This is a genomic window from Bacillus sp. FSL K6-1338, from assembly GCF_038006965.1.
Lineage (GTDB): Bacteria > Bacillota > Bacilli > Bacillales > Bacillaceae_G > Bacillus_A > Bacillus_A thuringiensis_S.
In genome coordinates this window covers 4,874,586-4,888,403 of sequence record NZ_JBBOWI010000001.1, presented here as the reverse complement: position 1 = coordinate 4,888,403, position 13,818 = coordinate 4,874,586, and the positions used below count along the sequence as shown (strand labels likewise).

The following is a 13,818-nucleotide window of genomic DNA, read 5'->3' as shown; positions in this document are numbered from 1 at the left end:
GGTATTTTTGCTTGGAAGAAATCACACAAGAACATATTGATAAGTTGTTATTATTTATGAGAGAAGAAGCGTATAAACCGCTAACGATACAAGAGTTAGAAGAGGCATTTGGAATTGAAGGTTCTGAGGGCTTTAAAGATTTTGTAAAAGCACTTGTAATGATGGAAGAGAAGGGACTTGTTATTCGTACACGTAGTAATCGATACGGTCTTCCTGAAAAGATGAATTTAGTACGAGGTAAGTTAATTGGACATGCACGTGGCTTTGCTTTCGTTGTGCCAGAAGAGAAGAAAACTGGAGACGATGATCTTTTCATCCCTCCTACAGAATTAAACGGTGCACTTCATGGCGATACAGTATTAGCACGCCTTAGTTCTCAATCGAGCGGTTCACGTCAAGAAGGTTCAATTGTACGCATTTTAGAGCGTGGAACGAAAGAACTTGTTGGTACATATACAGAATCGAAAAACTTTGGATTTGTTATACCTGACAATAAGCGCTGGACGAGTGATATCTTTATCTTGAAAAGTGCATCAATGGGTGCTGTAGAAGGTCATAAAGTAGTTGTGAAAATTACGAGCTATCCAGAAAACCGTTTAAGCGCAGAAGGTGAAGTTATTCAAATTCTAGGTCATAAAAATGATCCAGGAGTAGATATTTTATCTGTCATTCATAAACATCATTTACCTTTAGCATTCCCTGAAGAAGTGATGGAGCATGCAAACAGTGTACCAGAAACGATTTCAGAAGAAGATTTAAAGGATCGTCGTGATTTACGTGATCAAATGATTGTAACGATTGATGGTGCAGACGCGAAAGACTTAGATGATGCTGTTACAGTAACGAAGCTTGAGAACGGTAACTACAAGCTTGGTGTTCACATTGCGGATGTAAGTCATTATGTTCAAGAAGGTTCTCCAATTGATGTAGAAGCAGCGGAAAGAGCGACGAGTGTGTATCTTGTTGACCGTGTAATTCCGATGATTCCACATCGTCTATCTAACGGTATTTGCTCATTAAATCCGAAAGTAGACCGTCTGACATTATCTTGTGAAATGGAAATCAACAACTTAGGTGATGTTGTTAAACACGAGATTTTCCAAAGTGTGATTAAAACGACAGAGCGTATGACGTATGCTGACGTAAGAAGCATTTTAGAAGATGAGGACGAAGAGTTAATTAAGCGTTATGAGCCATTAGTACCGATGTTTAAAGAGATGGGTCAATTGGCACAAATTCTACGTGAAAAACGTATGCGCCGTGGTGCAATTGACTTTGACTTTAAAGAAGCGAAAGTATTAGTAGATGAAGAAGGAAAACCGACTGATGTTGTTATGCGCGATCGTTCTGTATCAGAGAAGTTAATTGAAGAATTTATGCTTGTTGCGAATGAAACAGTAGCAGAGCACTTCCACTGGATGAACGTACCGTTTATGTACCGTGTCCATGAAGATCCGAAAGAAGATAAGCTTGAGCGTTTCTTCGAGTTTGTAACGAACTTCGGATATGCGGTAAAAGGACGTGCGAATGAAGTACACCCTCGTGCGCTGCAACAAATTCTTGAAATGGTTCAAGGACAGCCTGAAGAAGTAGTTATTTCAACGGTTATGCTTCGTTCTATGAAGCAAGCTCGTTACGATGCGGATAGTTTAGGGCATTTCGGTTTATCAACTGAGTTCTACACACATTTCACATCACCAATTCGTCGTTACCCAGATACAATCGTTCATAGATTAATTCGTGAATACATTATTAATGGTAAAGTCGACAATGAAACGCAAGCAAAATGGCGTGAAAAATTACCTGAGATTGCAGAGCACTCTTCTAATATGGAACGCCGTGCTGTTGAAGCAGAGCGTGAAACAGATGAGATGAAAAAAGCAGAGTATATGGTTGATAAGATCGGTGAAGAGTATGACGGTATGATTAGCTCTGTAACAAACTTCGGTTTATTCGTAGAGCTTCCAAATACAATTGAAGGTCTTGTACACGTTAGCTACTTAACGGATGATTACTACCGTTATGACGAGCAGCATTTCGCTATGATCGGAGAGCGTACAGGAAACGTATTCCGCATCGGTGACGAAATTACAATTCGTGTTATTAACGTAAATAAAGACGAGCGTGCAATCGACTTTGAAATCGTTGGCATGAAAGGTACACCTCGTCGTAAGTTCAAAGATCGTCCAGTCGTTATCGAGCAGCCAAGAACAGGCAGAAAGAAACGCGGTGGACGTAGCGAGCGCAGTAATGAGCGCGGCGGTGAACGTGGCACAGGTAGAAAGTTTGACCGTGGTGGCAAAGGTAAAAGCACAGGAAGAGGATCCGCATCAGCAACAGCATCCACGTCTGCTAGTCAGCCAGGGAAAAAAGATGGTAATGGCAAGAAGAAAAAAGGATTCTTCGAAAACGTACCAGGATTCAAGAAGAAAAAGAAAAAGCGTAAGTAAGAAAAGGATGGCTTCGCTTTGATGAAAAGCGAGGCTTTTTCTTTTTTTATTAGTGGCTTGAGAGCGAGCCACTTTCGCTTTCTAATGGAATCCAGCTACAGTGGCTAGAATGTTTGGCGGCTTCACTTCTTCCCGAGAGGCAAAGAGCGCCTCAAGGTCAGAAGCTCCATCCACCTCACATTCTGAGCGAGCCACTTTCGCTTTTTATTAACATTTGTTACAATAGTAAAAATAGAGGAGGGACGTTATATGCCAAAGGGTACAGGTAAGGTTATTGCACAAAATAAAAAAGCATTTCATGATTATTTCATCGAAGAAACATACGAGGCAGGGCTTGTCCTTCAAGGAACGGAAATTAAGTCGATTCGCGCTGGTCGCGTGAACTTGAAAGATGCGTTTGCACGTATACATAACGGTGAAGTATGGGTTCATAATATGCACATTAATACATACGAACAAGGGAATCGTTTCAACCATGATCCACTTCGTACGAGAAAATTACTTCTTCATAAAAAAGAAATTGATAAGCTAGCGGGCGCTGCAAAAGAAACAGGTTACGCATTAGTTCCACTTAGAATCTATTTGAAAAATGGATTTGCAAAAATGGCACTTGGTTTAGCAAAAGGTAAGAAACAATATGATAAACGTCACGATTTAAAAGAGAAAGAAGCGAAACGTGAAATTGCACGCGTGTTCCGTGATCGCCAAAAGATGTAATACAGATATTTACATTTGTAAAACGGCGCGCGTATGATATAATAACTTATGTAAGGTTGTTGCACATTGAAAAACAGCTCTTAGTAGCTATCACGATATTTTCTTCGTATGCTCCATTTTTATCATGGGGACGTTACGGATTCGACAGGGATAGTTCGAGCTTAGGTTGCGAGTCGAGGGGATCGGCCTCGTTAAAACGTCAAAGCCTATAATTGGCAAACAAAACAATCTTTCTTTAGCTGCTTAATTGCACTAAAGGTTCCTCCCTCCATCGTCCATGTGGTAGGGTAAGGGACTCAAACTAAGTGGACTACGCCGGAGTTCGCCGTCTGAGGGCGAAGGAAGAGAACAATCAGACTAGCAACTTGGAAGCCTGTCGATAGGCCGAAGAGTTCGCGAAATGCTAATATATCGACTACACTCGTAGAAGCTTAAGTGCCGATATTTTTGGACGTGGGTTCGACTCCCACCGTCTCCACCAATACATATTTGGTGGTTTTTTTATTTTGTATGATATGAACCATAACTTTGCCAGATTGGCGAGGTTATGGTTTTTTTGTTTGTGGTTTTATAGAATGCTGAAGTTGATGGGACGGTATCCTTGAAACAGAGAATAAAAAAATGGTTATTGATGATAAGTAGGGAGGTACTATAGCTGCTAGTAAACGCCCAACTGGTGAGTTTGTATTAAAATTTTAATTTATTACAATCTTCATATGTTTTGTGTTTTTAACCATACCTATTGTAAGATTATATAGAGTTCTCCTAATAAGCTGTTTTAATGGATTATTTAGGAATCTTAAATTTATAAATCTTAAATTGTTTTTTCGGGATAATTTTTTATCTAAATAAGTTATATTGAAGTAGAGGTGAACCATCGGTGAGGCAGGTGTTAGTAATTAAGAATGAAAGGTCTTTAGCGAAGAAAATCGTAAGCGGTCTAACGCAAGAAGGCTATTTCATTTTAAAACTTCACAATGAAAACGAAGGTTTAAATATAATATATGAACAAGATTGGGATATTATCGTATTGGATTGGGATTCATTAAGTATATCGGGACCGGAAATTTGCAGACAAATACGACTTGTTAAAACGACACCGATCATTATTGTGACCGACAATATTTCTAGCGAGGATTGCGTGGCAGGGCTACAAGCAGGTGCAGATGATTATATAAGAAAACCATTTGTGAAAGAAGAATTAGTAGCAAGGGTTCAAGCTATTTTAAGGAGAAGTGATTGTAACCAGCAAAATGAGACGAATTTTTTTCAGTTTAAAGATCTCTTTGTTGATGCATCTAGCAATATTGTGAAAAAAGGTGGCGAAAATCTCTCGCTTACTAAGCGCGAGTACGATTTACTTGTATTTTTAATCAAGAATAAAAATACAATATTGAGCCGTGAAATGCTTTTGAATCAGGTTTGGGGATATAACGTAGTAGTAAATCCAAATGTAGTAGATTTATATATTGGGTATGTAAGAAAAAAGTTAAAGTGCGATAAGAAAGAAAGATATATTCAAACGATACATGGTAGAGGTTATTCAATGATTGAATGATAAAATAAGGTAATAGAAAAAAGAGTAAAACTGTTTCATTCAGTGAAGTGACCCCTAAAAGTTAGACACGGTTATTTGATTAGGCAGCTTGATAAAAGTGAGTCCGGTATTGTACCGGGCTCATTTTTAATTTTGCCTTAATCCGTTTCGTATTATAATAATCTATATATTTTTCTAATTCTATTTTAAAGTGCTCTACATTTTCAAATTCTTTTATGTAGAGGAACTCCGATTTCATAATCCCAAAGAAATTTTCTATTACTGCGTTGTCGTAACAGTTGCCTTTTCGAGACATACTCTGGACGATAGCTCTTGATTCTAGTGTACGGACGTATTGTCTCATTTGATAATGCCATCCTTGATCCGAATGCATCAGTAGCTGGTGCGTTTCAGGTAAACGTTCCAATGCTTTCTCTAACATGTCTGAAACAAGCGAATACGTCGGTCTAGAACCAATTGTATAGGTAATAATTTCACCATTATACAAATCTAATACAGGTGATACATACAGTTTTTCTCCAAACAATTTAAACTCTGTGATGTCTGTTACCCACTTTTGATTCGGTGCATCTGTATGAAAATTACGCTCTAAAATATTAGGTGCAATTCTACCGACTTTTCCTTTATAGGATTTATATTTCTTCATACGCACAACACACTTTAACCCAAGCTCTTTCATAATGCGCTGAACCTTCTTGTGGTTCACTTTCTGGCCACGATTCGTTAATTCATCACGAATGCGACGGTAACCATAACGACCTTCATTTTCCTCATAAATCGCTTTAATCTCAGCTTTCAAATCGGCATCTACATCTGGACGATTCATTTTCTTTACTAAATCATAATACGTGCTTCGAGGAATAGTAGCTAGCTCCACGAGTGCCTTCACCGAATATTTATGCCTTAATTCATAGACTACTTGCGCTTTGTCTTGTTTTGTGATTTTTCCTTGTTTTGAACTAAGGCATTTAACTTTTTTAAGTACTCATTTTCCATCTCAAGCTGTTTAATGCGTGCTTCAAGTGCTTCGACTGACCCTTCAGCTAAATGTTGTTTTAATTGTTTATTTGAATCTTTTTTCATGGATGGACGCCCCTTTTTCTTAGATTGAAGGGCATCAATTCCTTGTGTTTCGAGCTGTTTTTTCCAAACAGAAATCGTTGAAGGGGCAGGAATATTAAAGATAGCTGCCGTCTCAAATAAGGACATACCGTTTTCAATCATAAAGTTTAGTACGTCTAGTTTAAATTGTTGTGTGTAATTTGTACATCGTTTTAGAAAAGCTTCCAGACCATTCTGTTTATATTGGTTTACCCAATTCAAAATGATTGTGTCACTTATACCGAGCGATCTACCCATTTCTCGATAACTTTCATTTCCGTTCAAATAACGTAGAACGATTTGTATTTTTTCATCAGCTGTAAATTTAGCCATAGAAAAACTGCACCTCCAATTGTTAGACTGTGTCTAACAATTGGGGTGCAGTTCACAGTTTTACTCTTTTTTCTATTGAATCTAATAATCAAATAGTTTCTTAGAAGTATTAAAAGACGTAAAAAAATGGATTATAAAAATATTAGCTATTAATGAGCGTGTTTTGTAGAGGAAATCATGATTAATCAACACGCCTGAATTCACATATTACTTTTGGTGCCTGATTTTATGAATTCACACCATTCACAAGATTTTCACAGAATTAATGACTATACTAATTAACAGGATGTTCAAATGAAAATGATTATCAATAGCGATTCAATTGAATAAAAGTTAATTTCTAATTCAATCTATGGATGTCATCATTTTCGAAATAAATTACACTATAAGGAGTATACATATGAAAAAATCTATGCTTTTAAAATTAGTGAGTATTCTAGCAATTTTTACTTTAATGTTAGTAGCTTGCTCAAATCCAAGTAATGATACTAAAGAGTCAAAAGCTAATAAAGATAATGGTAGTGATAAGACAAAAACGGTTGAAATCACTGATGCTCATGGAACTGTTAAAGTCCCTGTAAACCCAAAGAATGTAGTTGCTTTGGATAACAGAACTTTTGAAACTTTATCTGATTGGGGAATTAAATTAGCGGCTGCTCCAAAGGATATCATGCCTGCAGATTCAGCATATAAAAAGGATGATTCAGTTCAAAACATTGGAAATCACCGTGAACCAAATCTTGAAATTATTGCAGCTGCAAATCCTGAACTTGTAATCGTTGGTCAAAGATTTGCTGGTCATTACGAAGAAATCAAAAAATTAGTACCAAATGCAGCTGTTATTGATCTTAATGTTGATGTATCTGAGAAGGCTACTAAGCCTGGCGAAAACTTAGTAAAAGGACTTAAAGATTCTACAGTTACTTTAGGGAAAATCTTTGATAAAGATAAAGAAGCTAAAAAATTAGTAGCTGATTTTGATAAATCTATTGAAAACGCAAAATCTGCTTATAACGGAAAAGATAAAGTTATGAGTGTTATCGTTACTGGTGGGAATATCGGTTTTGCTGCGCCGCACTCTGGTCGTGTTTGGGGACCAATGTATGAAATTTTCGGTTGGACTCCAGCATTAGAAGTTTCAAATTCTACTGCAGGTCATAAAGGTGACGACGTTTCTGTTGAAGCTATTGCACAAACAAATCCTGATTGGATTTTCGTATTAGATCGTGATGCTGCAACATCTGATGCAGCCACTTCAGCTCCAGCTAAGGATGTTATTTCTAAATCACCTGCTCTTCAAAACACAACTGCTGTTTCTAAAAACCAGGTTATTTATGCACCAGAAGATACTTACACAAATGAATCAATTCAAACTTATATAGAGTTATTTGGAAATATTTCAAAAACTTTAGCTAAGTAGTGTAAAGGAGTACGAAGCAGTGTCAAAAAATATAATTTCTAGGGTTGAGAATATTTCTCAACCCCAGTTTTATAATCACAATAAATTATGGACAAAACCTTTTATAATAGCGATTATAGTTGTTCTAATTTTAGGGATTATATCACTGTTTACTGGAGTTTATGATATACGTGGACAAGAGGACGGAATGGAGATGTTTTTCATCACTCGTGTTCCAAGAACAGTTGCATTAATGCTTACTGGAGCTGCAATGGCGATGGCAGGGCTCGTAATGCAACTCATTACACAGAATCGCTTTGTTGAACCTACTACAACAGGGACTATTGAATGGTCAGGCTTAGGCCTGCTTTTTGTGTATTTACTATTTCCTGCCCCAACTTTAGTTCAAAGAATGACTGGTGCAATCATTTTTTCTTTTATAGGAACTATGATTTTTTTTCTATTTTTAAGAAGAGTTAAGCTTCGTTCGTCTTTAATTGTCCCGATTATTGGATTGATGCTTGGAGCAGTTATTTCTGCAGTGTCTACTTTTTTGGGACTCCTTTTTCAAAAGACGCAAAGTATTGAAACTTGGTTCGTAGGTTCATTTGCGAACGTTCAGGTAGGAAGATATGAATATTTATGGCTGATTGTTATCATTACTTTTCTTATTTTTATGTATGCTAATAGATTGACTTTAGCTGGACTAGGAGAAGATGTCGCAACAAGCCTTGGAGTTAATTACAATAGAATTGTTCTTTTTGGGACTGCTCTTATATCTGTTGCAGTTGGAATTGTTGCAGCTGTTATTGGACACTTACCTTTCTTAGGATTAATTGTGCCAAATATCGTTTCAATGTTTAGAGGTGATGATCTTAGGAGTAATTTACCTTGGGTTTGTGTGATCGGAATGGGGTCAATAACTGCCTGTGACATCATTTCTCGAACAATTATACAGCCTTTTGAATTACCTGTTTCTTTAATACTTGCAACAGTGGGAGCAGTCGTGTTTATTACTATTTTATTGAGACAAAGAAAACCAAGGAGGCTACGATGATCACATTAGAATATAGAAAAAAAGAAAATGTCGAAATCGATTCTAGCCTTCATAATGAAAGTAGATCAGCTAGCGCTTTTCGGTCTAAGAAGGAAGCAAGACGTTATTGGATTTTACTGATTACATTGATTGCTTTAGGTCTCCTTTCTTCATATGGACTTTTAGTTTATAACAATCCAGTTCCGATAGATTCACCTTCTTTTATCCCAGTCGTTAAGAGAAGGATAGTAGCTATTGTTGCAATGATTATCGCTGCAGTTTGCCATAGCTTGTCGACAGTTGCTTTCCAATCTATTACGAATAATAAAATTATTACTCCATCGCTTTTAGGTTTCGAATCACTTTATTCAGCAATTCAAACGAGTACAATATTCTTCTTTGGTGCTAGTGCATTAATAAATTTTAATGGAATTGGATCATTTTTATTCCAAGTTGTTGTTATGGTCTTCATGAGTTTGATACTTTATGGATGGTTACTTTCCGGTAAATACGGGAATTTACAACTTATGCTTTTAGTTGGAATTATTATTGGTACCGGGCTAAATTCAGTGTCAACTTTCATGAGAAAACTACTTGCGCCTTCAGAATTTGATATTTTACAAGCAAGATTATTTGGTTCTGTTAATCATGCAGATCCTGCATATTTTCCTATTGTAATTCCTATGATCATAATTGTAGCAGTATTAATTTTGGCTCATTCTAAGAATTTGAATGTTTTGTCACTAGGAAAAGATGTTGCTACTTCTTTTGGTGTTAAATATCAACCTAGTGTAATTTATACGCTTGTATTAGTAGCTATTTTGATGTCCATTTCAACAGCTCTAATTGGACCACTTACTTTCTACGGCTTTTTAGTAGCAACTTTGAGTTATCAGGCAGCGTCAACTTATGATCATAGATACATTTTTCCGATGGCTTTTGCTATAGGATTTTTAATAATGACGAGTGCATACTTTTTAATGTATCATGTATTCCATGCTCAAGGTGTAGTTTCAGTTATTATTGAATTATTTGGTGGAATCATATTCTTAACTATAGTTTTAAGGAAGAGGGCTTTATGATAAAAATTGATAATGTTAAAAAGTTCTATACTGATAAGGTGAAGATAGGACCTTTGGATATTGAAATACCAAAAGCAGGCTTTACTTCTTTAATTGGACCAAATGGCGCTGGAAAGTCTACGACACTTTTGATGATTGGAAGACTTTTAGATATGGATGAAGGTCAAATTCAGGTAGCAAATATGGATGTTTCTGAATCCAAATCAAAAGACTTAGCAAAAATTTTGACTATATTGCGACAAGAAAATCATTTTGTAACTAGGCTTACTGTTAGACAATTAGTTGGATTTGGGCGCTTTCCTTATTCAAAGGGAAGATTGACTAAAGAAGATGAGGTTATCATTTCTAAATATATCGATTTCTTAGATTTAACTAGTTTAGAGAATAGATATTTAGATGAGCTTTCTGGTGGTCAAAGACAAAGGGCATATGTAGCGATGGTATTGTGCCAAGAGACGGAATATGTACTTTTGGACGAACCTTTGAACAACCTTGATGTTGCTCGTTCTGTTCAAATGATGGAGCATTTGAGACGTGCAGCTAATGAATTTGGACGAACAATTTTGACTGTCATGCATGACATAAATTTTGCGGCTAAATACTCTGATAAAATTTGTGCTATGAAAGATGGACAAATTGCTGCTTTTGGAACAGTAGAAGAGGTTATGGATCCAACACTTTTGACAGATATTTTTGAAACAAAAATAGAAATTATTAATGGTCCTTATGGGCCAATAGCAGTTTATTAGTTATAAAATGTCTTGCGTAGATTATGCAAGACACTCTAGTTGAAGTTGCTGTCTATATTTTATAGGCAGCAACTTTTTTTATGTGATTACTCATAAAATGCAAAAGAATGCTTCACCTTTTCAAGTATGTACCAAACGAAAAAAATATCTCTGTATAACTTTTTAAAAGAATTCAGTTTGTTTTTGATATGTAATATTGCATATCAGAGTGTATTGATAAAAGTGTAAGGTGTCACTATAATGAGGGCATAAAGATAAACCACATTATCGTAGCAAGAAAAAGGAGGAAATAATATGGAAATCGCAATGGCAGTTTTAAAATTTGTAGGTGGCGTAATCCCGTTAATTCAAGAACTTTTAAAAGCATTTATGTAAGTTTATTAATTAGCTATCATTTATCAATCATTATCATATTTTACTAAAAAAAGAACGGGGTGATTTTTCTGAATATTAAGAAAAACACTAAAAGAAGAAAGTTCCTTGCATGTTTATTAGTTAGTTTATGCACTATTAATTATTCATCTATTTCCTTCGCAGAAACACAAGCAAGCAATGTAACTGATGTAACTAAAAATGCTAGTGGCATTGATACTGGTATAGCAAATCTTAAATATAATAATCAAGAGGTTTTAGCTGTAAATGGTGATAAAGTAGAGAGTTTTGTTCCGAAAGAAAGTATCAATTCAAATGGTAAATTTGTAGTAGTGGAACGCGAGAAAAAATCACTTACAACGTCACCGGTCGATATTTCAATTATTGATTCTGTAGTGAATCGCACGTATCCAGGAGCTGTACAACTTGCAAATAAAGCTTTTGCAGACAATCAACCGAGTTTATTAGTGGCTAAGAGAAAGCCTTTGAATATTAGTATAGACTTACCTGGCATGAGAAAAGAAAATACAATCACTGTTCAAAATCCGACATATGGTAATGTAGCTGGAGCAGTAGACGATTTAGTATCTACTTGGAATGAAAAGTATTCTACAACACATACGTTACCTGCAAGAATGCAGTATACAGAATCTATGGTTTATAGTAAATCACAAATCGCAAGTGCTCTTAATGTTAACGCTAAATATCTTGATAACAGTCTAAACATTGATTTTAATGCGGTTGCAAATGGAGAGAAGAAAGTGATGGTAGCGGCATATAAGCAAATATTTTATACGGTAAGTGCTGAACTACCTAACAATCCATCCGATCTTTTTGATAATAGTGTTACTTTTGACGAGTTAACTCGTAAAGGTGTAAGTAATTCGGCTCCACCTGTTATGGTTTCAAATGTAGCTTATGGTAGAACCGTTTATGTAAAATTAGAAACAACATCTAAGAGTAAAGATGTACAAGCTGCTTTTAAAGCCTTACTTAAGAATAACAGCGTCGAAACGAGTGGACAGTATAAAGATATTTTTGAAGAAAGTACCTTTACTGCTGTAGTATTAGGCGGAGATGCGAAAGAGCATAACAAGGTTGTTACTAAAGATTTCAATGAAATCCGAAATATCATTAAAGATAATGCTGAATTAAGTCTTAAAAATCCAGCATATCCAATTTCATATACAAGCACTTTCTTAAAAGATAATGCAACTGCCGCTGTTCATAACAATACAGATTATATTGAGACGACAACTACAGAATATTCAAGTGCTAAAATGACACTTGATCATTACGGTGCTTACGTTGCTCAATTTGATGTATCTTGGGATGAATTCACATTTGACCAAAAGGGTAACGAAGTACTAACACATAAAACATGGGATGGTAGCGGAAAAGACAAAACGGCTCATTACTCTACAGTTATCCCTCTTCCACCGAACTCAAAAAATATAAAAATTGTAGCAAGAGAATGTACAGGTCTTGCATGGGAATGGTGGAGAACAATTATTAATGAACAAAACGTTCCATTAACAAATGAAATAAAAGTTTCAATTGGAGGAACAACATTATATCCAACTGCTAGTATTAGTCATTAGTTATAAAAAAAGCGCCCTATAAGTAGGGCGCTTTTTACTCTTTCCAAAATTGTTCTAATAGAATGACAAGCATGGTACCCACAAGTAAGCCATTACTTAAAACATATTGTAAGGAAGAAGGAACTCCGCTAAATGCACTTTCTGGAAGAAACAATATTCCCAAACTGATTAATAATGAAATTCCTAATATAGTTAATCGGCGTTGATTTAAATCTTCACGTAAAATGGATTGAAATGAAATGCCTATTACTTGGACAAATGTAGCTAAAAGTGCAGCATTAGCAATAGGTCCTGGTAGCAAGGATATAAAGTTTACAATTGAGGGAATAAAAGAAATTCCTGCTAATATAAGACTTGCTATAAGGAACGACTTCACTTTTCTTTGTCCTGTTAGTTGGATAAATCCTGCTGATGCAGGTAATGGTACAATTCCAATTGTAGAGAACAACGACGAGATAATATGTGATATACCTCCGACCCATACACCACGGTTCAGTGTTTGCTTTTCATTTTCTTTAGATAATGGAGCCACTTGTTTTACAGCCGAAATAGCAGCGATTGTATTTGCAACTAAAAGAAATGTAAATAAAGTTGCAGTTAGAGTCATTCCAATATCGAATCTAGGTGTGCCCCAAGCAAATATCTCTGGTAACTTAACTAGCGTTGTATGCGAAGGGATATGAGATGATTTTCCTAATACTGCATACAAAAGCCAACCACATGAAATTCCAAGTAACACAGCGTAACTTTTCATCCATCCTTTCCCTTTAATTGATAAGAAAGTAATAAGGGCAAAAACAAAGAGAGCAATAGTAGCTGTTGTATAGTCTGGATGGGTTGCAGATCCTTGTAATCCTATCATTCCTTTTAGTAACACACCACTAAGCTGAAGAGATAATATTAAAAGAAAGGTTCCTGTAACCAAGGGTGTAAATAAGCGTAAGATTCGATGAACAAGCCCTGTTATACCAAGAAAGAAGAGTAATATACCTGCAATAATTAATCCGCCTTCTAAAAGTTGCAATACGTCTTTTGCACTTTGTCCCTGATGCATAGCGACTTGTCCCAATATGACAAATATACTTACCCATGAACCGGCTGGCCCGTCCGCAATGGGGTAACGATGCCCAAACCACGCTTGTAGAAACGAACTTACTCCCACGACTAAAAAAGTCCGCTGCATTAATGTTGAGACATCCTCTATTGGTAAATGGAATATGCCACCAATAATGATAGGTAACGCAATTGCATTTGCTAATAAAAATACAAACCATTGTAGAATACTAAAACTCGTATCAAAGTGTTTTTTATTCATATTATTCTCCTTTGCCGAAAAAGAATCTCATAGTAAAAATCCATCCTTTCTACACAGTTAGATTAAAAAGGATGGATTTATTAAATCTATAAAATTATTTTAATT

Annotated in this window: 10 protein-coding genes and 1 other RNA gene; 9 read left to right on the top strand and 2 right to left on the bottom strand. The window is 35.9% G+C overall.

The annotated features are described in order from the left end of the window. Window positions 1-11: 11 nt before the first annotated feature. The 4 genes from rnr (at window position 12) to NZ044_RS25230 (ending at window position 4,725) form a co-directional block, all read left to right on the top strand. Complete coding sequence (gene rnr, locus NZ044_RS25245; RefSeq protein WP_000391343.1) at window positions 12-2,450, top strand: ribonuclease R; 2,439 nt, start codon at window positions 12-14, stop codon at window positions 2,448-2,450. A 249-nt stretch (window positions 2,451-2,699) separates the two neighbouring features. Beyond that, window positions 2,700-3,167: an SsrA-binding protein gene (gene smpB, locus NZ044_RS25240; RefSeq protein ID WP_001123917.1), complete on the top strand. Its 468-nt coding sequence runs from the start codon at window positions 2,700-2,702 to the stop codon at window positions 3,165-3,167. 126 nt (window positions 3,168-3,293) lie between these two features. Then, window positions 3,294-3,648, top strand: a transfer-messenger RNA (tmRNA) gene (gene ssrA / locus NZ044_RS25235). 399 nt (window positions 3,649-4,047) lie between these two features. Next, complete coding sequence (locus tag NZ044_RS25230; RefSeq protein ID WP_001250259.1) at window positions 4,048-4,725, top strand: response regulator transcription factor; 678 nt, start codon at window positions 4,048-4,050, stop codon at window positions 4,723-4,725. A 79-nt stretch (window positions 4,726-4,804) separates the two neighbouring features. On the opposite strand, the gene NZ044_RS25225 is transcribed toward NZ044_RS25230, so the two are convergent. Beyond that, window positions 4,805-6,159, bottom strand: a protein-coding gene (locus tag NZ044_RS25225) for an IS3 family transposase (RefSeq protein ID WP_085959122.1) whose coding sequence is annotated in 2 segments (ribosomal slippage) — window positions 4,805-5,706 and window positions 5,706-6,159 — 1,356 coding nt in all. Because the reading frame shifts where the segments join, the coding sequence is not laid out codon by codon here. A 400-nt stretch (window positions 6,160-6,559) separates the two neighbouring features. Between NZ044_RS25225 and NZ044_RS25220 the strand changes: the two genes are divergently transcribed. The 5 genes from NZ044_RS25220 to alo all read left to right on the top strand — a co-directional run bounded on the left by NZ044_RS25220 (window position 6,560) and on the right by alo (window position 12,398). After that, window positions 6,560-7,579, top strand: a complete 1,020-nt coding sequence (locus NZ044_RS25220) for a siderophore ABC transporter substrate-binding protein (RefSeq protein ID WP_000749440.1) — start codon at window positions 6,560-6,562, stop codon at window positions 7,577-7,579. A 19-nt stretch (window positions 7,580-7,598) separates the two neighbouring features. Next, the gene (locus NZ044_RS25215) at window positions 7,599-8,615 is read left to right on the top strand and encodes an ABC transporter permease (protein ID WP_000041823.1); all 1,017 of its coding nucleotides are present in this window, start codon (window positions 7,599-7,601) and stop codon (window positions 8,613-8,615) included. Next, window positions 8,612-9,676, top strand: a complete 1,065-nt coding sequence (locus NZ044_RS25210; RefSeq protein WP_000631243.1) for an iron chelate uptake ABC transporter family permease subunit — start codon at window positions 8,612-8,614, stop codon at window positions 9,674-9,676. The genes NZ044_RS25215 and NZ044_RS25210 overlap by 4 nt, the downstream gene beginning before the upstream one ends. Next, a complete protein-coding gene (locus NZ044_RS25205; RefSeq protein WP_000590056.1) occupies window positions 9,673-10,425 on the top strand; it encodes an iron ABC transporter ATP-binding protein in 753 nt (250 codons plus the stop codon). The genes NZ044_RS25210 and NZ044_RS25205 overlap by 4 nt, the downstream gene beginning before the upstream one ends. A gap of 434 nt (window positions 10,426-10,859) precedes the next feature. Further along, on the top strand, window positions 10,860-12,398 hold the full coding sequence (alo, locus tag NZ044_RS25200; RefSeq protein ID WP_000576735.1) for an anthrolysin O/cereolysin O family cholesterol-dependent cytolysin Alo: 1,539 nt from the start codon (window positions 10,860-10,862) through the stop codon (window positions 12,396-12,398). A gap of 34 nt (window positions 12,399-12,432) precedes the next feature. On the opposite strand, the gene NZ044_RS25195 is transcribed toward alo, so the two are convergent. Next, the gene (locus NZ044_RS25195; protein ID WP_001034722.1) at window positions 12,433-13,713 is read right to left on the bottom strand and encodes a purine/pyrimidine permease; all 1,281 of its coding nucleotides are present in this window, start codon (window positions 13,711-13,713) and stop codon (window positions 12,433-12,435) included. Window positions 13,714-13,818 lie beyond the last annotated feature (105 nt).

Excerpts from the sequence above, each read along its gene's own strand:
- smpB (WP_001123917.1), top strand. The coding sequence starts at position 2,700 with ATGCCAAAGGGTACAGGTAAGGTTATTGCACAAAATAAAAAAGCATTT.
- NZ044_RS25220 (WP_000749440.1), top strand. The coding sequence starts at position 6,560 with ATGAAAAAATCTATGCTTTTAAAATTAGTGAGTATTCTAGCAATTTTT.
- NZ044_RS25210 (WP_000631243.1), top strand. The coding sequence starts at position 8,612 with ATGATCACATTAGAATATAGAAAAAAAGAAAATGTCGAAATCGATTCT.
- NZ044_RS25205 (WP_000590056.1), top strand. The coding sequence starts at position 9,673 with ATGATAAAAATTGATAATGTTAAAAAGTTCTATACTGATAAGGTGAAG.
- NZ044_RS25195 (WP_001034722.1), bottom strand. The coding sequence starts at position 13,713 with ATGAATAAAAAACACTTTGATACGAGTTTTAGTATTCTACAATGGTTT.